Here is a 20,573-nt window from a genome sequence, read left to right as displayed (position 1 = left end):
GTGAGGGCTATTGTTGCTCTCTAAGCAATTGGGCGGCGCGGGCGGCGAAGTAGGTCAGAATGCCATCAGCGCCGGCACGTTTAAAGGCAGTCAGGGATTCGAGGATCACCCCTTCACTCAACCAACCATTCTGGATCGCCGCCATGTGCATGGCGTATTCACCGCTGACCTGATAGACAAAGGTCGGCACTTTGAATTCCTCTTTGACCCGGTAAAGAATGTCCAGGTAAGGCATCCCCGGCTTGACCATCACCATATCGGCGCCTTCGGCCAGGTCGGCGGCCACTTCGTGCAGGGCTTCCTGGCTATTGGCTGGGTCCATCTGGTACGAGGCCTTGTTGGCCTTGCCCAGGTTCAGCGCCGAGCCTACCGCATCGCGGAATGGGCCGTAGTAGGCGCTGGCGTATTTGGCCGAGTAGGCCATGATCCGCACATTGACGTGACCGGCCAGCTCAAGGGCTTCGCGAATCGCCTGGATGCGTCCGTCCATCATGTCCGACGGTGCAACCACCTGGGCGCCCGCAGCCGCGTGGGACAACGCCTGCTTGACCAGTGCATCGACGGTGATGTCGTTCTGAACATAACCGTCTTCGTCAAGAATGCCATCCTGGCCGTGGGTGGTGAAAGGGTCCAGGGCCACGTCGGTGATCACGCCCAGCTCCGGGAAACGCTCGCGCAGGGCACGGGTGGCACGCTGGGCAATCCCCTGGGGGTTCCAGGCTTCGGCGGCGTCCAGGGTCTTGAGTTCGGCCGGGGTCACCGGGAACAGCGCCAGCGCCGGGATGCCCAATTCGACCCACTTCGCCGCCTCTTCAAGCAACAGGTCAATGGTCAGACGCTCCACACCCGGCATCGACGCCACCGCTTCCCGGCGATTTTCACCGTCGAGCACGAAAACCGGCAGGATCAGATCATTCGTGGTCAGTACATTTTCACGTACCAGGCGACGAGAAAAATCATCACGACGATTGCGACGCAGACGGGTGGCGGGGAACAGGCGATTGGCAGGGGTAAAGCTCACGACAGACTCCTGAGCCCGTGTTTACGGGCGAGCGTTGCAGTTATAAGCGGCCATTATGACGAATGAATGACAGTTGTGCTTATCGACACGACCTGTAGTCCCATTCGTCATTTGCGTAGGAATTGTTCACTTCGTGACACATCTCGATACTTTCATGAATCTTCGTGAAGGCGTAGGCTGCGCGTTCATTTCGCCAGCACCCTAGACCATGCTTCAACAATTTCTGCATGACTTCGGCTACTTTGCCCTCTTTCTCGGCACGTTCTTCGAAGGCGAGACCATCCTTGTACTCGCAGGCTTCCTGGCGTTCCGTGGCTACATGGATATCAACCTGGTGGTGGTCGTTGCCTTTTTTGGCAGCTACGCCGGCGACCAGCTCTGGTACTACATGGGGCGCAAGCACGGCCGCAAGTTGCTGGCGCGCAAGCCGCGCTGGCAACTGATGGGCGACAAGGCACTGGAACATATCCGCAAGCATCCGGATATCTGGGTATTGAGTTTCCGCTTCGTATACGGGTTGCGCACGGTGATGCCCGTGGCGATTGGCCTGTCCGGCTACCCACCGTTGCGCTACCTGGTTCTGAACGGTATTGGCGCGGCGATCTGGGCCGCGGCACTGGGGGCGGCAGCCTATCACTTCGGCGCAGTGCTGGAAGGAATGCTCGGCAGCGTCAAGAAATACGAGTTGTGGGTATTGGCCGCCTTGCTGGTGCTGGGCTTTGGCCTGTGGCTGCGCCGTCGCTTCAAGAATGCCCGCATCGCCCGCCAAGCCTGTGCCGAGGCCAAGGCTCGGCTGGCTAACGAGCCAGCCTCGGTCGAAACGCCTAAGACACCAACCGAGTAAGCCGGCTTCTGCAACAGTAGAGGCCGATGATGCTGAGCAGGCTGTAGCTCGCCAGGCCCAGCCAGCCCAGGTTGCTGGCGGGCCACAACCCCACCAGCGGCGCCAGCCATACCAAGGGAACATTCAGCGCCAGGCGCGCCAGCTCGGCCTTCAGCGCCCATGGGCGATTCTCCAGCGCCACGCCCAGGGTAAACAACCCCAGCGCCATCGTGCCCCAGCCAAGGACCAGCGCCGTGGAGGGCAAGCCCTCACCGAAATTCATCAGATAACTGCCAAACCCTACATAGGCCGCAAACTGCAAGGCGATGTAGACCTGTTGGCGCACATCCAGCGGCACCTCGAATTTGCGGAACTGACTCAGGTCCGGCTTGGCCATCGGGTACTTGGCCTTGACGTCCGCCGGGCGCCAGCCGGTGCGCATGAACCAGATACGCAGCTTGTCCCACCAACGCTCAGTACGCCGGGCGTCACTCCAGAGTTGCGCATAAAACTGCAGGTTGGCCCACAGCGGGTTCCAGCTGGCCAAGGGTGTGGTCACACCGAAAATCACCGGTTCGTTATCGTCTTCCTCCTGGAAGGTACCGAACAGTCGGTCCCAAATAATGAACACCCCGCCGTAGTTGCGATCCATGTAGAGAGCGTTCTGCGCATGGTGGGCCCGATGATTGGACGGTGTGACGAAAAACCATTCGAACCAGCCAAGCTTGGGAACATGGCGTGTATGGACCCAGAATTGATACAGCAGGTTGAGCGACGCCACGCTGATAAACACCACCAGTGGCACACCAACCACCGCCAGGGGCAAGTAGAAGATCCAGCTCAGCAGGAAACCGGTGCTGGTCTGGCGCAAAGCGGTGCTGAGGTTGTAGTCCTCGCTCTGGTGATGCACCGAATGCGCGGCCCACAGTATGTTGCGCTCATGACCCATGCGGTGCAGCCAGTAGTAGCAGAAGTCATAGAACACAAAGGCAAACACCCAGGTCCAGGCACTCTGGCCAGGCAATTCGAACAGCGCCAGGTGCTCGATGGCGAACGCGTAGGTCAGCAGGCCCACGCCCTTGGTGAGCAAGCCTGTGGTGGTGGACAGCACTCCGGTGCTGAGGCTGTTGATGGCATCCGCCACTCGGTAGTTGCGCACGCCACGCCAACGGTCGGCCAGCAACTCGACCACGATCAGGGCAATAAAAAACGGTACTGCGTAAGGCACAAAGTCCATGGGCTAGTCCGGTCTATTTTTGTTACATCAAGATTAGGTGCAGCGACGTGAGTTCCCATTGGCAAGAGGTTACAAATTAGTAGACATTTAACGCCATGAATCAGGAGAAATGCCCATGAGCAAAAAGATTGCAGTGATCCTTTCCGGCTGTGGCGTGTACGACGGCGCAGAGATCCATGAAAGCGTGATCACCCTGCTGCGCCTGGACCAGCGCGGCGCTCAAGTGGAATGCTTTGCACCCGACGTTGCGCAGTTGCACGTGATCAACCACCTCACGGGCGAAGAAATGCCCGAGTCTCGCAATGTGCTGGTGGAATCCGCGCGCATCGCTCGAGGCACCGTGAAGGATATTGGCCAAGCCAACGCCGCAGACTTTGACGCGCTGATCGTGCCGGGCGGTTTTGGCGCGGCCAAGAACCTGTCGAACTTTGCCGTGGAAGGCGCCGGCTGCAGCATCAACCCCCAGGTGCTGGCACTGGCTGAAGCCTTTGCCGAAGCGGGCAAGCCGGTGGGTTTGATCTGCATTTCGCCGGCCCTGGCCGCCAAGATCTACGGCCCTGGCGTGACCTGCACCATCGGCAACGATGCCAGCACCGCCGCAGCCCTGGACAAGATGGGCGCCACCCACGTCGAATGCACTGTGGAGGATATCGTCGAGGACCAGGCGCGCAAGCTGGTGAGTACACCGGCCTATATGCTGGGCAAGAACATCAGCGAGGTGGCGTCCGGCATCAACAAGCTGGTGGATCGGGTATTGGAATTAACCCACGAAAACGACTGATGGGGATGCACCTGTGGCGAGGGAGCTTGCTCCCGCTGGGTGGCGAAGCCGCCCCATCTAAGCTGACGCGGTGATTCAGATAAAACACTGACGACGGCTTTGGGGCTGCTGCACAGCCCAGCGGGAGCAAGCTCCCTCGCCACAGATCAGGCTGGTTTCATCAAGCGGGTAAGAATTCGGTCCAGCGCATTGGCAAACGCCTGCTTGTCCTTTTCGCTGTGGGGCGGCGGGCCGCCGCCCATCTGGCCTTGCTCGCGCAGGTCGGTAAACAGGTTGCGCACCGCCAACCGCTCGCTCATGTTCGCAGGGCTGAACTCCTTGCCACGCGGGTCGAGGGCCGTGATGCCCTTCTTCACCAGTCGATCGGCCAAGGGCACGTCGCTGCAAATCACCAGTTCGCCGGGCACGGCGTGCTCCACCAGGTAATCATCGGCGGCATCCGGCCCGCTGGGCACCACGATCAGCTTCACACAGGCAAAGCTAGGCTTGATCTGGCTTTGCCCTGCGACCAGCACCACCTCAAACTGGCGCTTGAGGGCAAACTTCACCACTTGGTCCTTGGCCGCCCGAGGGCAGGCGTCGGCGTCGATCCACACGCGCATGCTACGCCGCCGCCCGGTGCTTTTCGGTCAGGCGGCTACGGCCATACAACACCACAATCGCCAGGATCGCCACGGCCTGTGCCCCCAGCGAGTACGCATCGGCGTGGATGCCCAGCCAGTCGAAGTCAAAGAACGCCACTGGCCGCGTGCCGAAAATGCCCGCTTCCTGCAAGGCTTTCACACCGTGCCCGGCGAACACCACCGACAGCGCACACAGCAATGCGGCGTTGATGCCAAAGAACAGCGCCAGGGGCAACTTCGCCGAACCGCGCAGGATCACCCAGGCCAGGCCCACCAGCAGCACCAGCGCCGTGGCACCACCGGCCAGCACCGCGTTGTGCCCGGCAGGGCCGGCCTGCAGCCACAGGGTTTCGTAGAACAGGATCACTTCGAACAGTTCGCGATATACCGAGAAGAACGCCAGCACGGCAAACCCGAAACGCCCACCGCCGCCCACCAGGCTGCTCTTGATGTAGTCCTGCCAGGCCGCCGCGTGACGCCGGTCGTGCATCCACACGCCGAGCCATAGCACCATCACACTGGCAAACAACGCCGTGCAGCCTTCAAGCAATTCACGCTGGGCACCGCTGACGTCAATGACATAGGCCGCCAAGGCCCAGGTACCCAAACCTGCCAACAGCGCCAGGCCCCAGCCGACGTTGACGCTGCGCACCGCCGATTGCTGGCCGGTGTTACGCAGGAAGGCGAGGATCGCGGCCAGCACCAGAATCGCTTCCAGGCCTTCACGCAGCAGGATCAGCAAGCCGGAGATATAGCTCAACGACCAGCTCAGGCCATCGCCGCCCAGCAAACCAGCCGATTCAGTGAGTTTGCCTTTGGCTGCATCCAAGCGCTGCTGCACCTGCTCGATAGGCAAGCCGTCCTGCAACGATTGCCGATAGGCCATCAGGGCCTTCTCGGTGTCTTTGCGCACATTGGCATCGACGTTATCCAGGGAGCTTTCCACCAGCTCGAAGCCTTCCAGGTAGGCTGCGACGGATAGATCGTAAGCCTGCTCATGGTCGCCGTTGCGGAAAGCCGCGAGGCTCTTGTCCAGGGTGGCGGCAGTGTAGTCGAGCAACTGCGCGGGGCCACGCTGAACCTGCGGCGGCTGCGCACGCTGGGCGCGGAATGTCGTGGCAGCGTCAGGACCGTCAGCGGCGAGCACTTCAGTGGGGGTCTGGCGGGCCAGGTCGGCGAGGTTGAATGTCTGCTCGCCTTTGGCAGCGGCCGGGTCGGCCGTGAAGCCGGCGATATAGGTTGCCAGGTCCCAACGCTGGCGGTCGTCCAGTTGGTCAGCGAACGACGGCATGTCGGTGCCTTCGACGCCCAGGCCGAGAGTGTTGTAGATCGCGTAGAGGCTCAGGCGGTCCAGGCGCGTTGCATCGCGCAGGTTAGCCGGCGGTGGGGTCATGCCCACGCCTGCCGGGCCATCGCCGGCGCCCGTTGTGCCGTGGCACACCGAACAATGCTGGGCGTAGAGCGGCGCGCCGCGCGTCGGGTCCGGCGTGATGGCCGGGGCCTGGCTTACTTCATACGCCACGGCCAGCTTGGCGCCCAATTGACGAGCCTGGCGGGCGACGCTCGCGCCGTCCTGGTGGGCAGTGACCGCGGCCAGCAGCTCATCAACGCCCTTTACCAACTCGGCGCGCTCAGGCTTGTCTGGCAACTCCGCCACCAGCCCCTGCAATACCCCGAGAAACTCGACTTGTTCGCGGTATTCAGAGTCATCCACCACCTTGCCCGCCTCTACCGTCGGTGGGTAGTCGGCGCCAATGTAGTCAAGCAAATGCAGGGCTTGCGGCGCGCCCTCGGCGGTCGCGGCCGACAGATTGAGGCTGCACGACAGCAATGCCGGCAACAGCAGCCAGGCGAGAAAGCGGAAAGGGGCGGTCATGAATGAATCTCAAGTGGAAATACGAAGTAACACTATTGTTGAGCTTTAATGGATTCGACTCAAGGTGTTATTTCATATCACCCTAAAACCAATGTGGGAGCGGGCTTGCTCGCGAATACGGTATATCAGTCAAAGAAAATAGTGACTGAAGCACCGCATTCGCGAGCAAGCCCGCTCCCACATTTTTGAGCCAGTCGCTTGGTCAGGCCGTGGCGCGATGCAGGCTGGCAAGGAAACCGGCAGCGCCGACAAACAAGCCAGCAAAGGTGCGGTTCACACGTTTCTGTTGTTTAGGCGTACGCAACAGGCGCAAGACTTTCGAGGCCAAACCTGTGTAGCCCGCCATCACGATCATATCGACGCTGATCATGGTCGCACCAAGGATCAGGTACTGGATCAACAACGGCGCCTGCGGGTTCACGAACTGCGGCAGCACCGCCAGCATGAACACCAACGCCTTGGGGTTGCTGGCGTTGACCAGAAAGCCGCGGAACATCATCGCCATCGGTTTGCCGATCGGGCGTACGGCGGCGTCATCGGTCATGTCCATGGGCAAAGCGCGCCATTGCTTGATGGCAAGGTACACGAGGTAGGCCACGCCGAACCATTTGATCGCATAGAACGCAGTAGACGAGGCCGCCAGAATGGCCCCCAAACCACCGGCGACCACAGCAATCTGCATCGCCAGGCCAAGTTGCAGGCCGATGGCGTTCCAGTAGCCACGCACAAAACCGTACTGTAGGCCGCTGGACATCGAGGCGATGGCACCGGCGCCAGGAGAAAGGGAGATGATCCAACTGGCCAGGAAAAAGGCCAGCCATGTATCGAGAGCCATTGCACACCTCGCAAGGGAGTTAGCGGTTGTGCCTTAAGCTAACTCCAGCGACCAAAGGCTGGCTACAGATTTCTGCAGGAGAGAGCTTGCTCGCGAAAAATGCACAGGCGATGCGGGCTGACTGCAAGCGCTGCGTTATCGTTGACGGTCTTCGCGAGCAAGCTTGCTCCTACAGGATGTTGGTGCCAGAGCCGGGCCAACGGCGTACCGAGCGCTGGAAGAACAGACTATTGGGCACCTGCACCATCGCGCTGTTGGTCCCGGCTTCCTCGACTTCGATCAGCGTGGTGTAGAGCAAGTTGATCGCCACGACCCGGCCCTTCACGCCCGGCTTGTCGACGGTGTCCACCAGCTCGACGATATCACCCAGGCGAAACGGCCCGACGGTAAAGATCAGGATCGCGCACAGCAAGTTGGACAGCACCGACCACATGGCGAAGAACGCCACGGCCGCCACCGCGACAAAGCCGGACAGGGCCGTCCACAACACCGTGGCCGACACACCCAGGCGGCCCAATACAAAGATCAGTGCACTGCCCATGATCAGCCAGCGCAAGCCGCCGCGCAGGGGCATCAGCAATTGCGGCGGAAGCGGGTAGCGCTCACCCAGGCGTGTCAGGCCTTTGGCGACAAAGCGCTGGGCCAGGTAGCCGGCCAGCAGGATCAGCAGGATTTGCACGCCAATCCAGATGGGCTCGATCCATTGCACCGGGACTGGCAATTGCAACGCTTCCATCAGGACAGCGCCTCCAGCTCCGCTTGCAGGGTTTCGAGCAATTCGAGGGCCTCCATCCAGGTTTCCTCCAGTTGCCCCTCGCGCACCTTGAGCTTGGCCTGTTCGGCCAGCAGGTCACGCAGCTCGTCCTTGCGCGCCGCCTCATACACGGCGCTGTCGCCCAGGCTGGCTTCGATCTTGGCCAGGCGCTCATGCACCTTGCCCAGTTCGGCTTCCAGCTTGTCGGCCTCACGCTTGTGCGGCGCCAACTGCTGGCGCAGCGCGGCGGCGGCCTGGCGCTGGGCTTTCTTGTCAGTCTTGTCCGGGTTGACCGGCGTGTTGCTGGCCGGCGCATTGCGCAGGCGGTATTCCGTCAGCCAGCGCGCGTAGTCGTCCAGGTCGCCGTCGAACTCTTCGACCTTGCCGTCGGCGACCAGCAGGAAATTGTCGGTAGTGCTCTTGAGCAGGTGACGGTCGTGAGACACCACCAATACCGCACCGCTGAACTCCTGCAGGGCCATGGTCAGCGCCAGGCGCATTTCCAGGTCCAGGTGGTTGGTCGGTTCGTCGAGCAGCAACAGGTTCGGGCGATCCCACGCGATCAGGGCCAGGGCCAGTCGGGCTTTTTCGCCACCGGAGAAATTCAGCACAGGTTCGTCAATGCGCGCGCCACGGAAGTCGAAACCGCCAAGGAAGTCGCGCAGGGTCTGCTCGCGCTCGGTCGGCGCCAGGCGTTGCAGGTGCAACAGCGGGCTGGCCTTGGCATCCAGGGAGTCCAGTTGGTGCTGGGCGAAGTAACCCACCACCGTGTTCTCGCCACGGGTCAGGCGGCCGGCCAGCGGCTCAAGCTCACCCGAAAGGTTCTTGATCAGTGTCGACTTGCCTGCACCGTTCGGGCCGAGCAAACCGATGCGTGCGCCCGGCGTGAGCTGCAGCTTGACCTTCTCAAGGATGGTTTTGTCGCCATAGCCCAGGCGAGCATCCGAGAGGTCCAACAGCGGGCTGGAGATCTTCACCGACTCACGGAAGACAAAGTCGAACGGCGAATCGACGTGGGCCGCCGACAGCTCTTCCATGCGTTCCAGGGCCTTGATCCGGCTCTGGGCCTGGCGGGCCTTGGTAGCCTGGGCCTTGAACCTTGCGATGTAGCTTTCCATGTGCGCACGTTGCGCCTGTTGCTTTTCAAAGGCCTGTTGCTGCTGGGCCAGGCGTTCGGCGCGAGCGCGTTCGAACGCGGTATAGCCGCCACGGTACAGAGTGATTTTCTTCTGTTCGACATGGGCGATGTTATCGACCACGGCGTCGAGGAAATCCCGGTCGTGGGAAATCAGCAGCAAGGTGCCCTGGTAACTCTTGAGGAAGTCTTCCAGCCACAGGATCGCATCGAGGTCCAAGTGGTTGGTCGGCTCGTCGAGCAGCAACAGGTCCGAGGGGCACATCAGCGCTTGGGCCAGGTTCAGGCGCATGCGCCAGCCACCGGAGAAGTCGGCGACCGGACGGTCCATCTGTTCGTTGGTAAACCCAAGGCCAGCGAGCATCTTGCGAGCACGGGCGTCGGCGGTATAGCCGTCGGCGCTGTCCAGCTCCGAGTGCAGGCGCGCCTGTGCGGCACCGTCCTGGGCTTTTTCGGCCTCAGCCAGGTCGTGCTGCACCTGGCGCAGGCGCAGGTCGCCATCGAGCACGTAGTCGATGGCGATACGGTCCAGGGTGTCGATCTCCTGGCGCATATGGGCAATGCGCCAGTCGGCCGGCAGCAGGCAGTCCCCCGAATCCGGGGTCAGCTCACCCAGCAACAAGGCGAACAACGTGGATTTGCCGGCGCCATTGGCTCCGATCAGGCCGGCTTTGTGACCGGCGTGCAGGGTCAGCTCGGCGTCTTCGAGAAGACGTTGCGGGCCACGCTGTAATGTTAGGCTTTGAAGTCGGATCATAATGGCGGCGGAGTCTACCAGCTTCGTTGGCCGCTGGCTTGGGTGTGAATATGTGCGCTGACCTGTGGAGCTTTGCCCTTTCGACCTATGCCCGCCCGGGCGTGGAGGCCGCTTGCCTGCGCTTGCAGGAGCAAGGGGCAGACGTGTGCCTGTTGTTGTGTGGTGCGTGGCTGGAATGGCGAGGTGTGGCATATAAGCCCGAACGCGTTCAGGCACTGCAGCAGATTGCCCAGCCGTGGCGGGTGCAGGTTGTCGAACCCTTGCGACAAATGCGCGGGCAATGGCGAGCCTTGGCCCAGCAGGATGCGCAATTGGCATTGCTACGAGAGCAGGTCAAGACACTGGAACTGGAGGCCGAAAGAACGCTGCTGGCGCGCTTGGAAGCGCTGGCGCAGGCGTGGCCGATCAATGAGGTGCCGGGTCAGCAAGAATGGCTTGAAGGCCTGGCGACCGAAGCCGCCAACCTTGACCACGACGCGCTGCTGCAATTGCGCGCCATGGCCACCAACACTTAGGAAGCGCTGGTTGGGGTGGTGCTTGGCGCTACCGGTGCAGGGGTGCTGCTGGCCGATGCAGTTGGAGCGGTGGCTGCTGCCGGAGTAGCAGTGGGTGCTGCTGGAGTAGCTGGCTTTGCGGGCGCTGGCTTGGCAGCGGGCTTGGCAGCGGGCTTCGCGGCCGGTTTGGCGGCAGCAGGTTTAGCAGTTGGCTTAGCGGCTGGTTTGGCAGCAGCGGCTTTAGCGGCTGGTTTGGCAGCAGCAGTTTTAGCGGCTGGCTTGGCGGCTGGTTTGGCAGCAGCAGTTTTAGCGGCTGGCTTGGCGGCTGGTTTGGCAGCAGCAGTTTTAGCAGCTGGCTTAGCGGCTGGTTTGGCAGCAGCAGTTTTAGCAGCTGGCTTAGCGGCTGGTTTGGCAGCAGCAGTTTTAGCGGCTGGCTTGGCGGCTGGTTTGGCAGCAGCAGTTTTAGCAGCTGGCTTAGCGGCTGGTTTGGCAGCAGTTTTAGCGGCTGGCTTCGCGGCTACTTTTGCAGGCGTACGAGCACCCAGTGCCTTAGCTACGGCTTCCTTCACACGGCCAACGCCTTGGGCCAATTTCAGGCTTTCTTGAGCGTCTTTTTTGAGTTGGGAAATGTAGCTGCGGGTTTCGGCTTGGCGATCCTTGAGAGCATCCAGCAGCTCTTCAAGTTCTTTGACCGCGCCTTTGGCTTTGGCTTGCGCCTTGGACTTGCCGGCAGTGGCGGCGTCTTGCAGTTTGGTGCGGGACTTGTGCAGTTTTTCTTGCGCTTTACCGCGTTGTTTTTCCAGTTTGGCGAGCAGTTTTTCTGCATCAGCCAAGGCTTGGGAGCACGCGCTTTCCAGATGTTCGAGCAGGCTGCCCGAAAGTTGTTGGAGCAAGTGCAACGGGGTATTTACAGGCTTCTGTTTGGCCGACATGGTTTACCTCCTGGCTGACGTGGGTGCGGCTCATACTAGCCCTCTGCTCTTACCGCCGCTAGGGCATGTTGACAGTATCGTTTGCGTTGCGTTGCAACGTGCGAAAATTCTTATCGATATAACGGAAAACCACGTCACTTTTTACGCAGCCGCACTGGCATAATCCGTCGCACTTTCGCCGGGAGAATGCCCATGTCGCGTTACCTTTTTCTAGTGTTCGGCTTGGCGATCTGCGTGGCCGATGCAAGCGAGCAACCCTCTTCAAACACCACCGCCGCAACCCCACACGATCTTGCCTATAGCCTGGGCGCAAGCCTTGGCGAACGGTTGCGCCAGGAAGTCCCCGACCTGCAGATACAGGCTCTGCTCGACGGACTCAAGCAAGCCTACCAGGGCAAACCACTGGCGCTGGATAACGCGCGCATCGAACAGATCCTCGCACAGCACGAAGCGCAGAACGCCGCCGACGCCCAACGACCTCAAAGCGAAAAAGCACTCGCTGCCGAGCAGCAATTTCTCTCAAAGGAAAAAGCCACCGTCGGGGTTCGTCAGTTGGCCGATGGGATCCTGCTCACCGAGCTGGTAGCGGGCACTGGCAACAAGCCGTTGGCCAGCGATGAAGTGCAGGTTAAATACGTGGGCCGACTGCCTGACGGAACTGTCTTCGACAAAAGTACGCAACCGCAATGGTTTCGCCTCAACAGCGTGATCAGCGGTTGGAGCAGTGCATTGCAACAGATGCCGGTGGGTGCGAAATGGCGTCTGGTGATTCCTTCAGCCCAGGCCTATGGCGCAGACGGCGCAGGTGAGTTGATCCCCCCCTATACGCCGCTGGTGTTCGAGATCGAACTGCTCGGCACTCGCCACTGACCCATAAAAAAACGGTGCGACATGCGCACCGTTTTTTATCTCGCCGCCAAGGGTCAGGCCTGGACAGCAGCCTTTTGTTTGTGGGCCGTGTGCAACACTTCGATCAGGCAATCTTCCAACTCGAAACGCTCATGGAGCAGACCGCCGAGCTCCTTGAATTTTTCAGCAACACACTTGCCTTCATCACACAGATCATTGAAGGCCAGCAGCTTCTCGGTGATCACATCAATGCGCGGGTAAAGGGTTTCGGCCAATTCCAATCCGCGCTTGTCATTGAAGGCTTTCGCTTCGCCGGTCAGCTGCTCATAAACCTCAAAATGACCCGCAGACACGTAGTCCACCAAAGACCCGCAGAATTCTTGCAGAGGCTTTTGCTTCTCAGCCAATGCATCGGGATGGGCACCAAGAGTGTCATAGGCCTGAATCAGTTCGTGGCGCTCCAACAGCCATCTATCGATCAGCTTATGCACCCCACCCCAGCGTTCCTGAGCATTCTGACAACTTTCCAACATGATGATCTCTCTTCCCTATTGGGGCGCCGCAGCTCTGTACCTGCGCAACACTTCAAGGATGAAGCAGCAGACGGACAAGGCCGTGTCTGACAAGCGGTTTGGATAACGCGTGCGGGCCAGATTATGCCCGCATGACTATGGCTTCAAGGTACGCAGGAGAGAATGTTCATACAAGTGTTTAATCCGCTCCTACAACCTGAGTCTTGTTTTCAAGGCGTTGCGAGGCGCAAATGCCTGTCGAACAACAACCGTGACACCTGCATGAACCCCAGGATCAGCATCGCCACGAAGAACAACAGACTCCACTCAGGCAGGCTCAGGTCAAACAGCGTCCAGTTGATTTCGACACAATCGACCGTGCCATTGAACACCGAGCGCATTGCCTGCCAGACAGACAGGTTTTCAAGCATGTGCTGCACGCTGGGCCAGCAATCCCCGGCCTGACTTGCCGGCCTGTTCTGCAACAGCACTTGCCTGCCTGCGGTGATGGCGCCCAGCAACGCACAGGCCATGCTCGCCAGCCCGTAGAGGCAATGGCCGGAACGCCCAGGTCTGTGAAGTGCGGCAATCAGGTTGATCAAGGCAAAAGACGCGAGGAACAGGCGCTGTACCTGGCATAGAAAACAAGGTCGTAGCAGCGCGCCGTATTGAAGGTAGAAAGACGCGCCCAACGTCAGCGCACCCGCCATGAACGCCAGGAAAAACAAAGAGCGTAAAGGGGCCAAAGACATTGTTTATCCGCACTGCAAGAGATAGGTCGCTACGGTAGAGGAAAGGCCCGACCCCTTTCAATACGCCCTAGAGCAGACATTTCCTCGAAAACATAAGGACATCCCGCCACGGGCCCGAGGAAATTCAGTTACAACAAGTAGGAATTAGTAACAAGGCCAGTTAAACCGAGTGTTTTCAAGCGTTGAAGGAGCGGGTGTCGGATCGGTCCGAGCCAATCCACTCACCCTTTCCTACTTCAAGCTCGCGCAGGCACCGGCAGCGGCGAAGACAGCAGGCGATTGTCGAGCAATCCCAAGCCTTCCTGAAACAGCTGGTTGCTGCGCTCGGTGTCGCCCAATTGGGCCAGCAGGCGAGCCAATTCGGCGCAGGCTTCGGGATTGCGCTGCACTTGCAGGCTGCTTTCCAGATAATCCCGCGCCTTGCCCCACAGACTGTTTTGCAGGCACAGACGGCCCAGCGTCAGCAACAGGCTGGCATCGCCTGGGTGGTCCTTGAGCCAGCCTTCGGCAAACTTCAATTGGCGCGCAGGATCACTGCCGCGCAACAGGCCGTACAACCGGATCAAGTGGCTGTCATAACCGCGCTTGAGAGCACCACGCAGCACTTCTTCGGCCTTGGCATCCGCGCCCAATCGACGCAGTTGGTCGGCATACGCCAACACCAGTTGTGGCTGTTGGCGCTGGGCAGCGGTCAGTTGCTCCCATGCGCGTTCCAAGGACTGCAACCCTGCTTCGCCTTGCTCTTCACGCTGGGCCGCCAGGCTCAGGTTCTCGCCCCAGGCGCGACGCTCCAGCTCGGCCAGCTCATTGGCGGGCAAGACTTTGTCCTTGCGCAGCTCAGGCAGCAGGCGAATCACAGACGACCAATCGCCACGCTGCTGATGCAGGCGTTGCAGTTGTCGCAGCACTTGCGCGTTATGCGGGTGACGCTCATGCATCGCCTGAAGAGTGACCAGCGCGCCTTCCGTATCACCTCGATCCATCTGCAATTGCGCGTGGCTCAAGGCAATGGCCAGTTCGGCCTGGGGCTGGCGCTCCAGAGCGCGCTCCAGCAAGCCGTCGGATTCCTCATAACGGCCCTGTTCATTAGCCGCACGGGCGGCACCGATGTAATACAGCAGCGGCTGACGCTCTGCTTCGGCGGCGCGGTGCAAGTGGCGCTCCGCACTGGCCCAACGTCCCTCGGCGAGGTCCATCTGGCCTTGCTCGATAGCGATCTGAACACGGCGGCTGCGATTGCGCCGTGACCAGGGGTTGACCACGCCACCGGATGTGGTGACCAGGCTCCACAACACGCGGACCAGATAAATCGCCAGGCCGATGGCAAACACCGCCACCAATGTCGCCCACAGGCTTGATTCGTAATGCAGCAGGTGAGGATAGGTAATCAACACGTAGCCGGTGTGCTTCGAAATGCCTACACCCAGGGCCAGGGCGAGCGCAATTGCGAGCACCAGGATCACATAGAAACGCTTCATCAGCTCTACTCCTGGGTCGCCGGTTTGCCAGCCGCGGCCTTGGCTTCGTCGGCCGACAGATGACGACGCTCAAGGTACGCCTGCACAGCGGCCAGGCTCGCGGCCAGGTCAGGCGTGACCACAGACACGGCCTTGGGCTCAAGCTCGGCAATGCGCGCCAGCATCGCCTTGCTCTGCGGGTTGTCCTGGTTGAAGTTGTCCTGCAACACGCTGCGCGCTTCCCCCAACGAGCGGCTGTAGACGGCCGCCTCGCCGTTAAGCGCAGCCCATTGGGCTTGCTCCAGTGCCAGGCTCAAGGCCAGGCGCACTTGGTTCAGGCCTTGGCCTGCCAGCAAGGGACGGATGTTGTCATCCGGGTTGAAGTCAATGCGGAAATAACGGGAGATCTGCTCCCACCACTGGCTCAACTGGTTCTGCGTATCGCTGGTGGGGCGCCCCTGGGAAGCAGGCTCCGTGAGCTGATACTCCGGGGCAATCGCCGCCAGTTGCACCACCTGGTCACGCAAGGCAGCCAATTGCAGGTACAGGCCGGTACGGTCCGGTTGCTCGGTGCTGCGCAGCGCGGCCAGGCTCTTGGCCAATTGCTCCCGTGCAGCGAAAGCCCCTGGGTCGCTCTGTTCGCGAAGAATCTCGTCGGCACCCTGGACCAGCGACTGAGCGCTGTTAATGTCTTGCAAGGCGGACAAACGCAAGCTGGCCAGACGGATCAGATGCTCGGCCTCGGCCAGGCGCCAGTCCTTGCGGCTGGCACCCAACACGGTTTCCAGACGCTGGTTGAGGCGCTGCTGATCTCCCTGCAACTGCGTGACCAGGCGGCGACGCTCTTCCAGCTCATCCGCACCCGGCAACTGCGCCAGGCGGGCGGTCAGCTGTTGCTGGCCTTGCTTGAGGCTCTGGGACTGGTCATCCAGGGTCTGCACCTGGCCCAGTTGGTGCTGGCTGCTGGCTTGCAGGGCACGGACCTGCCAGATCCCCCAGCCGCCGGCGGCTACGCCCGCAGCGCCCAACAGCAAGGCGACGACGGCCAGGCCATTGCCACGGCGTGGCGCGCTGACCGGTGTCTCGACCGGCGCATCAAGCGCGGGCTGAGCTTCATCTTTAGGCAAGGCTGTTTCGCTCACGTATCCGTCCTTTGCGTATCAGAGAGTGGGAACGGGATAGCTCCCTAACGCCACTAACAAAGCCGCGGCACTCGCGCCGCGACAATCCACAACTTTTTCTGCACCCGCCGCCCGCGCCATTTCATATACACGCGGGCTGGGCACGAACAACGGCAGCTGTGCCACCTCTGGCCAATCGTGGCCGGCTGACGCGTGCAGGTGTAAAAAACCCTGCCCACTGCTGACCACCAGGCCGTTCAAGCGTTCCAACTGGATGCGTTGCATCAACGCGCCCTTTTCATACACCGGAAGAAAACGCCGATACAATTCCAGGTAATCGACACTAGCACCTTGCTCGCGTAAACGCTCTGCCAGCAACTCACGCCCGCCCTCGCCGCGCAGGATCAACACCCGACCGCCCGGCAGAGCAATAGCCTCGCGCAAGGCGGGCAGTTCAAGCAAGGCCTCGCTATCGTCGCCAGTGGCGGGATAGTGAACCTTGAGGCCATGATCGGCCAGTATCTGTGCCGTCGCCGCGCCGACACTGAACCAGGGCATTGGCGGCACACTGTCCCCCAACCGCTGCAACGCCAGGCGTGCAGCCGGCTTGCTCACCACGATGACGGCGCAATAGCGCGGCAGCGCGCCGAATACCGCGCGTTGCTCAGCAGTCACCGGCAAGGCTTCGGTCTCCAGCAAAGGCAGGCAGTTGCTGTGAATGCCGCTCTTGGCCAATAACGCCGCCACGGCCGTCGACTCCTCGGCAGGCCGCGTCAGCAGCACTCGCCATTTGGTCACTGCGGGCCGGCCTCGCCATAGACTTTTTGCAAAATGGCACCCGCGCCTTTTTCCAGCAGTTCCTCGGCAACCTGAATCCCCAGTGCCGTGGCATCACGCTGCGGCCCACGCACCTCGGCGGTCAGCAGGTTACCGCCGTCCGGATCACCGACCAGGCCACGCAGCCACAGGTTCTCACCTTCGAGTACGGCATAGCAGGCGATGGGCACTTGGCAGCCACCGTTGAGGTGTTTGTTCAAGGCACGCTCGGCGGTAACACGCACTTCGGTGTCCGCGTGATCGAGAGGCTTGAGCAGTGCGTGAATTTCGCTGTCGGCGGTGCGACATTCGATGCCGACTGCACCCTGCCCGCCAGCTGGCAGGCTGTCTTCGACGCTGATGGCCGAGGTGATGCGGTCTTCAAAGCCCAGGCGGATCAGGCCGGCAGCGGCGAGGATGATCGCGTCGTATTCCCCGGCGTCCAGCTTGGCCAGGCGCGTGTTGACGTTACCACGCAAAAAGCGGATCTGCAGGTCGGGACGCCGCGTCAGCAACTGGGCCTGGCGACGCAGGCTGGAGGTGCCGACGATACTGCCCGGCGGCAGTTCGTCCAGGGACGCGAAGGTGTTGGAAACGAAGGCGTCGCGCGGGTCTTCGCGCTCGCAGATACAAAAAAGGCCCAGGCCTTCAGGGAAGTCCATGGGCACGTCTTTCATCGAATGCACGGCGATGTCGGCTTCGTTGTCCAGCAGCGCAGTTTCCAATTCCTTGACGAACAGGCCCTTGCCGCCGATTTTGGACAGTGGCGAGTCCAGCAGCTTATCGCCGCGACTGACCATGGGCACCAGGGAGACCTTGAGGCCGGGATGGGCCTGCTCAAGGCGTGCTTTGACGTATTCGGCCTGCCACAAGGCCAAGGCGCTTTTACGGGTGGCGATGCGGATTTCGCGAGAGGACATGGATCAATCCGTACTGAATAGATACGGCGGATAATAACAGCTCAGGCAAATACGCTTTGATTTGAATCAGCAAGTGCGGGGCCTCCCTGGCCACGTCGCACCGGGATAAGGAATGCAGACCGCGCCGCAGCCCTTGGGCTAAAGCTGCTGCATCATTTTGCGCACGCCAGCGACATGGCGTCGGCTGACGATCAACGCATCGCCATTGAGCCCCTTCAGGAATAACTGAAAGTGCCCCAGGGGCGTGCGCTGCAGGCGCTCGATACGTTCACGGGCGACCAGCGCGTTGCGATGAATGCGCACGAAACGCTCGCCAAACTCGTCTTCAAGCGCCTTGAGCGGCTCATCGAGCAACACTTCACCGGTCTCGTGGCGCAAGGTCACGTATTTGTGATCGGCAATAAAGTAGACCACCTGGCCGAGTGGGATCAGTTCGATGCCCTTGCGGGTACGCGCGCTGATATGGCTGCGTGGCCCGTTACCACTTTGCGCAGCCGGTTGCGTCAAGGCAGCCAGTTGGGCGCGGCTGGGACGCTCGGCTTTTTTCAAGGCTTTGAGCAAGGCTTCGGCAGTGGCCGGCTTGACGAGAAAACTGACACCGCTGTCTTCCAGCGCCTGTGCAGAAAACTCATCCTGCGCCGCACACAACACCACGGCAGGCGGCGATTCGCGTTCGCTCAAGCGGGCGGCGACCTGCAGGCCATCAAAGCCCGGCATCCGGATATCGAGCAGCACTACATCGGGCTTGTGGCTGTCGATCAGCGTCAACGCCTCCTCGCCACTGGTGGCACTCGGTTCAAGGACTGAATAACCCTCGAGTTCACTGACCAGACGGCTCAGTCGCTCGCGGGCTTGGGGTTCGTCATCAACGATCAGGACATTCATATTGCGCTGGATTCCTGCGTGAGTCTCGCACAAGGATAGCGTAGACAGGTGCGGTGACTGACGTCACAGCGATCCACGCTAAGACTAGCGCGAGCGGCAAAAAGTGCCCTGAGAATGGCACCCAAATTTACCCGGACCTGTTCAATAGCGCCCAAGACCCGCTGCATTCGGGCATCGTCGTAGGGTTCACTGATAAACAATCCGAATACCCCCCTGTTTAATGGATAGTCTGGTTATGACCGCATCACCCGACTTTGGTGCATTCACACACTATCAGTCCAACTGTAGACGCTCAGTGAGGCGACATTGCTCAATCGTCAAATATCGTTTCAATAAGTACCTGTCACCAGTCTCGTCCTGGATGCGGTCGGCGGCAAGGCACTTAGCCATCTCTTACACAAAAAAATTGCCGACCACCCGCAGCACCGCCTCCACGGGCAACCCTGTTATGATCGCCTGCACACCTTCATGCCTCTTTTAAGCAGATCACGAGCGAATCCATGAGCACCGACAAGACCAACCAGTCCTGGGGCGGCCGCTTCAGTGAACCCGTCGACGCCTTCGTCGCGCGCTTCACCGCCTCCGTCACCTTCGATCAACGCCTGTACCGCCACGACATCATGGGCTCCATCGCCCACGCTACGATGCTGGCCAAGGTCGGCGTGCTGACCGACGCCGAGCGTGACAGCATTATCGACGGCCTGACCACCATCCGCGGTGAGATCGAGGCAGGGACGTTCGACTGGCGCGTAGACCTCGAAGACGTGCACATGAACATCGAGGCACGCCTCACTGATCGCATCGGCGTGACCGGCAAAAAACTGCACACCGGCCGTAGCCGTAACGACCAGGTCGCCACCGATATCCGCCTATGGCTGCGCGATGAGATCGACCTGATCCTGGGCGAAATCACCCGCCTGCAAAAAGGCTTGCTGGAGCAGGCCGAGCGTGAATCGGACACCATCATGCCCGGCTTCACCCACCTGCAGACCGCACAACCCGTGACCTTCAGCCACCACCTGCTGGCCTGGTTCGAAATGCTCAGCCGCGACTACGAACGCCTGGTCGATTGCCGCAAGCGCGCCAACCGCATGCCGCTGGGCAGCGCTGCACTGGCCGGCACCACCTACCCGATCGACCGTGAGTACACCGCACAACTGCTGGGCTTTGACGCCGTGGGCGGCAATTCTTTGGACGGCGTGTCGGACCGTGACTTCGCCATTGAATTCTGCGCCGCCGCCAGCATCGCGATGATGCACCTGTCGCGCTTCTCCGAAGAGCTGGTGCTATGGACCAGCGCGCAATTCCAGTTCATCGACCTGCCAGACCGCTTCTGCACCGGCAGCTCGATCATGCCGCAAAAGAAAAACCCCGACGTGCCAGAGCTGGTGCGTGGCAAGAGCGGCCGTGTGTTTGGCGCGCTGATGGGCCTGCTGACCCTGATGAAAGGCCAACCACTGGCCTACAACAAGGACAACCAGGAAGACAAGGAACCGCTCTTCGACGCCGCCGACACCCTGCGCGACTCGCTGCGCGCCTTTGCCGACATGATCCCGGCGATCAAGCCCAAGCACGCGATCATGCGTGAAGCGGCACTGCGCGGATTCTCCACCGCGACCGACCTGGCGGACTACCTGGTGCGCCGTGGCCTGCCGTTCCGTGACTGCCACGAAATCGTTGGCCACGCCGTGAAGTACGGTGTGGACACCGGCAAGGACCTTGCGGAAATGAGCCTGGAAGAACTGCGCCAGTTCAGCGACCAGATCGAGCAGGATGTGTTTGCCGTGCTGACCCTGGAAGGCTCGGTGAATGCCCGTAACCATGTGGGCGGCACTGCGCCGGCACAGGTCAAGGCGGCGGTCGTGCGCGGCAAGGCATTGCTCGCCAGCCGCTAAAACTGTGGCGAGGGAGCTTGCTCCCGCTGGGCTGCGCAGCGGCCCCAAAATCTTGGGAGCGCTTCGCACTCCAGCGGGAGCAAGCTCCCTCGCCACAA

The 20,573-nt window shown here is 60.9% G+C and carries 20 protein-coding genes; 5 read left to right on the top strand and 15 right to left on the bottom strand.

Annotation, left to right across the window (positions count from 1 at the left end; all coding sequences use genetic code 11):
• Window positions 1-7: 7 nt before the first annotated feature.
• On the bottom strand, window positions 8-1,021 hold the full coding sequence (gene hemB, locus GIV26_RS05940; protein WP_057975313.1) for a porphobilinogen synthase: 1,014 nt from the start codon (window positions 1,019-1,021) through the stop codon (window positions 8-10).
• 208 nt (window positions 1,022-1,229) lie between these two features.
• On the opposite strand from hemB, the gene GIV26_RS05935 reads away from it, so the two are divergent.
• The gene (locus GIV26_RS05935) at window positions 1,230-1,865 is read left to right on the top strand and encodes a DedA family protein (RefSeq protein ID WP_034129029.1); all 636 of its coding nucleotides are present in this window, start codon (window positions 1,230-1,232) and stop codon (window positions 1,863-1,865) included.
• On the opposite strand, the gene GIV26_RS05930 is transcribed toward GIV26_RS05935, so the two are convergent.
• The gene (locus GIV26_RS05930; RefSeq protein ID WP_127880366.1) at window positions 1,846-3,081 is read right to left on the bottom strand and encodes a sterol desaturase family protein; all 1,236 of its coding nucleotides are present in this window, start codon (window positions 3,079-3,081) and stop codon (window positions 1,846-1,848) included. The two genes, GIV26_RS05935 and GIV26_RS05930, sit on opposite strands and share 20 nt — an antisense overlap.
• 115 nt (window positions 3,082-3,196) lie before the next feature.
• Between GIV26_RS05930 and elbB the strand changes: the two genes are divergently transcribed.
• On the top strand, window positions 3,197-3,862 hold the full coding sequence (gene elbB / locus GIV26_RS05925) for an isoprenoid biosynthesis glyoxalase ElbB (RefSeq protein WP_089041512.1): 666 nt from the start codon (window positions 3,197-3,199) through the stop codon (window positions 3,860-3,862).
• A gap of 146 nt (window positions 3,863-4,008) precedes the next feature.
• On the opposite strand, the gene GIV26_RS05920 is transcribed toward elbB, so the two are convergent.
• From GIV26_RS05920 to abc-f, 5 genes are all read right to left on the bottom strand, one after another.
• Window positions 4,009-4,464 carry a YaiI/YqxD family protein gene (locus tag GIV26_RS05920; protein ID WP_034129032.1) on the bottom strand — a complete coding sequence of 152 codons (456 nt, stop codon included), beginning with the start codon at window positions 4,462-4,464 and terminating at the stop codon, window positions 4,009-4,011.
• A gap of 1 nt (window position 4,465) precedes the next feature.
• Window positions 4,466-6,361, bottom strand: a complete 1,896-nt coding sequence (locus tag GIV26_RS05915) for an FTR1 family protein (protein WP_054896007.1) — start codon at window positions 6,359-6,361, stop codon at window positions 4,466-4,468.
• Window positions 6,362-6,563: 202 nt separating this feature from the next.
• Window positions 6,564-7,196 (bottom strand): LysE family transporter, encoded by a 633-nt coding sequence (locus tag GIV26_RS05910; RefSeq protein WP_005792425.1) that lies wholly within the window; start codon window positions 7,194-7,196, stop codon window positions 6,564-6,566.
• Window positions 7,197-7,365: 169 nt separating this feature from the next.
• Window positions 7,366-7,932, bottom strand: coding sequence for a mechanosensitive ion channel family protein (locus tag GIV26_RS05905; RefSeq protein WP_034129034.1), 567 nt, complete (start codon window positions 7,930-7,932; stop codon window positions 7,366-7,368).
• On the bottom strand, window positions 7,932-9,842 hold the full coding sequence (abc-f, locus tag GIV26_RS05900; protein ID WP_014720438.1) for a ribosomal protection-like ABC-F family protein: 1,911 nt from the start codon (window positions 9,840-9,842) through the stop codon (window positions 7,932-7,934). The genes GIV26_RS05905 and abc-f overlap by 1 nt, the downstream gene beginning before the upstream one ends.
• 50 nt (window positions 9,843-9,892) lie before the next feature.
• Between abc-f and GIV26_RS05895 the strand changes: the two genes are divergently transcribed.
• Entirely contained in the window at window positions 9,893-10,357 is a 465-nt protein-coding gene (locus tag GIV26_RS05895) for a TIGR02444 family protein (protein WP_034129036.1), read from the top strand.
• On the opposite strand, the gene GIV26_RS05890 is transcribed toward GIV26_RS05895, so the two are convergent.
• Window positions 10,354-11,268: an AlgP family protein gene (locus tag GIV26_RS05890; protein ID WP_236279670.1), complete on the bottom strand. Its 915-nt coding sequence runs from the start codon at window positions 11,266-11,268 to the stop codon at window positions 10,354-10,356. The genes GIV26_RS05895 and GIV26_RS05890 overlap by 4 nt on opposite strands.
• Window positions 11,269-11,460: 192 nt before the next feature.
• Between GIV26_RS05890 and GIV26_RS05885 the strand changes: the two genes are divergently transcribed.
• On the top strand, window positions 11,461-12,138 hold the full coding sequence (locus tag GIV26_RS05885) for an FKBP-type peptidyl-prolyl cis-trans isomerase (RefSeq protein ID WP_034129038.1): 678 nt from the start codon (window positions 11,461-11,463) through the stop codon (window positions 12,136-12,138).
• A gap of 53 nt (window positions 12,139-12,191) precedes the next feature.
• Here GIV26_RS05885 and GIV26_RS05880 read toward each other — a convergent pair whose 3' ends face one another.
• The 7 genes from GIV26_RS05880 to GIV26_RS05850 all read right to left on the bottom strand — a co-directional run bounded on the left by GIV26_RS05880 (window position 12,192) and on the right by GIV26_RS05850 (window position 18,580).
• Window positions 12,192-12,650 carry an Rsd/AlgQ family anti-sigma factor gene (locus GIV26_RS05880; RefSeq protein WP_034129039.1) on the bottom strand — a complete coding sequence of 153 codons (459 nt, stop codon included), beginning with the start codon at window positions 12,648-12,650 and terminating at the stop codon, window positions 12,192-12,194.
• 209 nt (window positions 12,651-12,859) lie between these two features.
• Window positions 12,860-13,381, bottom strand: coding sequence for a disulfide bond formation protein B (locus tag GIV26_RS05875; protein WP_127880361.1), 522 nt, complete (start codon window positions 13,379-13,381; stop codon window positions 12,860-12,862).
• Window positions 13,382-13,617: 236 nt separating this feature from the next.
• The gene (locus GIV26_RS05870; protein WP_105228939.1) at window positions 13,618-14,859 is read right to left on the bottom strand and encodes a heme biosynthesis protein HemY; all 1,242 of its coding nucleotides are present in this window, start codon (window positions 14,857-14,859) and stop codon (window positions 13,618-13,620) included.
• Between the two features lie 5 nt (window positions 14,860-14,864).
• Window positions 14,865-15,980, bottom strand: a complete 1,116-nt coding sequence (locus GIV26_RS05865; protein ID WP_236279669.1) for a uroporphyrinogen-III C-methyltransferase — start codon at window positions 15,978-15,980, stop codon at window positions 14,865-14,867.
• Between the two features lie 18 nt (window positions 15,981-15,998).
• On the bottom strand, window positions 15,999-16,757 hold the full coding sequence (locus GIV26_RS05860; RefSeq protein ID WP_236279668.1) for a uroporphyrinogen-III synthase: 759 nt from the start codon (window positions 16,755-16,757) through the stop codon (window positions 15,999-16,001).
• Window positions 16,754-17,695, bottom strand: coding sequence for a hydroxymethylbilane synthase (hemC, locus tag GIV26_RS05855; protein WP_034129044.1), 942 nt, complete (start codon window positions 17,693-17,695; stop codon window positions 16,754-16,756). Before hemC ends, GIV26_RS05860 begins: the two co-directional genes overlap by 4 nt.
• A 138-nt stretch (window positions 17,696-17,833) precedes the next feature.
• Window positions 17,834-18,580: a LytR/AlgR family response regulator transcription factor gene (locus tag GIV26_RS05850; RefSeq protein WP_034129045.1), complete on the bottom strand. Its 747-nt coding sequence runs from the start codon at window positions 18,578-18,580 to the stop codon at window positions 17,834-17,836.
• A 500-nt stretch (window positions 18,581-19,080) separates the two neighbouring features.
• On the opposite strand from GIV26_RS05850, the gene argH reads away from it, so the two are divergent.
• A complete protein-coding gene (argH, locus tag GIV26_RS05845) occupies window positions 19,081-20,475 on the top strand; it encodes an argininosuccinate lyase (protein WP_236279667.1) in 1,395 nt (464 codons plus the stop codon).
• Window positions 20,476-20,573: the final 98 nt, after the last annotated feature.

The organism is Pseudomonas sp. PA-1-3F, from assembly GCF_021609665.1.
Lineage (GTDB): Bacteria > Pseudomonadota > Gammaproteobacteria > Pseudomonadales > Pseudomonadaceae > Aquipseudomonas > Aquipseudomonas paracarnis.
This window is presented reverse-complemented; position numbering and strand designations above follow the sequence as displayed.

Excerpts from the sequence above, each read along its gene's own strand:
- GIV26_RS05850 (WP_034129045.1), bottom strand. The coding sequence starts at position 18,580 with ATGAATGTCCTGATCGTTGATGACGAACCCCAAGCCCGCGAGCGACTG.
- GIV26_RS05915 (WP_054896007.1), bottom strand. The coding sequence starts at position 6,361 with ATGACCGCCCCTTTCCGCTTTCTCGCCTGGCTGCTGTTGCCGGCATTG.
- hemC (WP_034129044.1), bottom strand. The coding sequence starts at position 17,695 with ATGTCCTCTCGCGAAATCCGCATCGCCACCCGTAAAAGCGCCTTGGCC.
- elbB (WP_089041512.1), top strand. The coding sequence starts at position 3,197 with ATGAGCAAAAAGATTGCAGTGATCCTTTCCGGCTGTGGCGTGTACGAC.
- GIV26_RS05875 (WP_127880361.1), bottom strand. The coding sequence starts at position 13,381 with ATGTCTTTGGCCCCTTTACGCTCTTTGTTTTTCCTGGCGTTCATGGCG.
- abc-f (WP_014720438.1), bottom strand. The coding sequence starts at position 9,842 with ATGATCCGACTTCAAAGCCTAACATTACAGCGTGGCCCGCAACGTCTT.
- GIV26_RS05920 (WP_034129032.1), bottom strand. The coding sequence starts at position 4,464 with ATGCGCGTGTGGATCGACGCCGACGCCTGCCCTCGGGCGGCCAAGGAC.
- GIV26_RS05895 (WP_034129036.1), top strand. The coding sequence starts at position 9,893 with ATGTGCGCTGACCTGTGGAGCTTTGCCCTTTCGACCTATGCCCGCCCG.
- GIV26_RS05890 (WP_236279670.1), bottom strand. The coding sequence starts at position 11,268 with ATGTCGGCCAAACAGAAGCCTGTAAATACCCCGTTGCACTTGCTCCAA.
- GIV26_RS05885 (WP_034129038.1), top strand. The coding sequence starts at position 11,461 with ATGTCGCGTTACCTTTTTCTAGTGTTCGGCTTGGCGATCTGCGTGGCC.
- GIV26_RS05870 (WP_105228939.1), bottom strand. The coding sequence starts at position 14,859 with ATGAAGCGTTTCTATGTGATCCTGGTGCTCGCAATTGCGCTCGCCCTG.
- GIV26_RS05880 (WP_034129039.1), bottom strand. The coding sequence starts at position 12,650 with ATGTTGGAAAGTTGTCAGAATGCTCAGGAACGCTGGGGTGGGGTGCAT.
- GIV26_RS05910 (WP_005792425.1), bottom strand. The coding sequence starts at position 7,196 with ATGGCTCTCGATACATGGCTGGCCTTTTTCCTGGCCAGTTGGATCATC.
- GIV26_RS05930 (WP_127880366.1), bottom strand. The coding sequence starts at position 3,081 with ATGGACTTTGTGCCTTACGCAGTACCGTTTTTTATTGCCCTGATCGTG.
- GIV26_RS05905 (WP_034129034.1), bottom strand. The coding sequence starts at position 7,932 with ATGGAAGCGTTGCAATTGCCAGTCCCGGTGCAATGGATCGAGCCCATC.
- GIV26_RS05935 (WP_034129029.1), top strand. The coding sequence starts at position 1,230 with ATGCTTCAACAATTTCTGCATGACTTCGGCTACTTTGCCCTCTTTCTC.
- argH (WP_236279667.1), top strand. The coding sequence starts at position 19,081 with ATGAGCACCGACAAGACCAACCAGTCCTGGGGCGGCCGCTTCAGTGAA.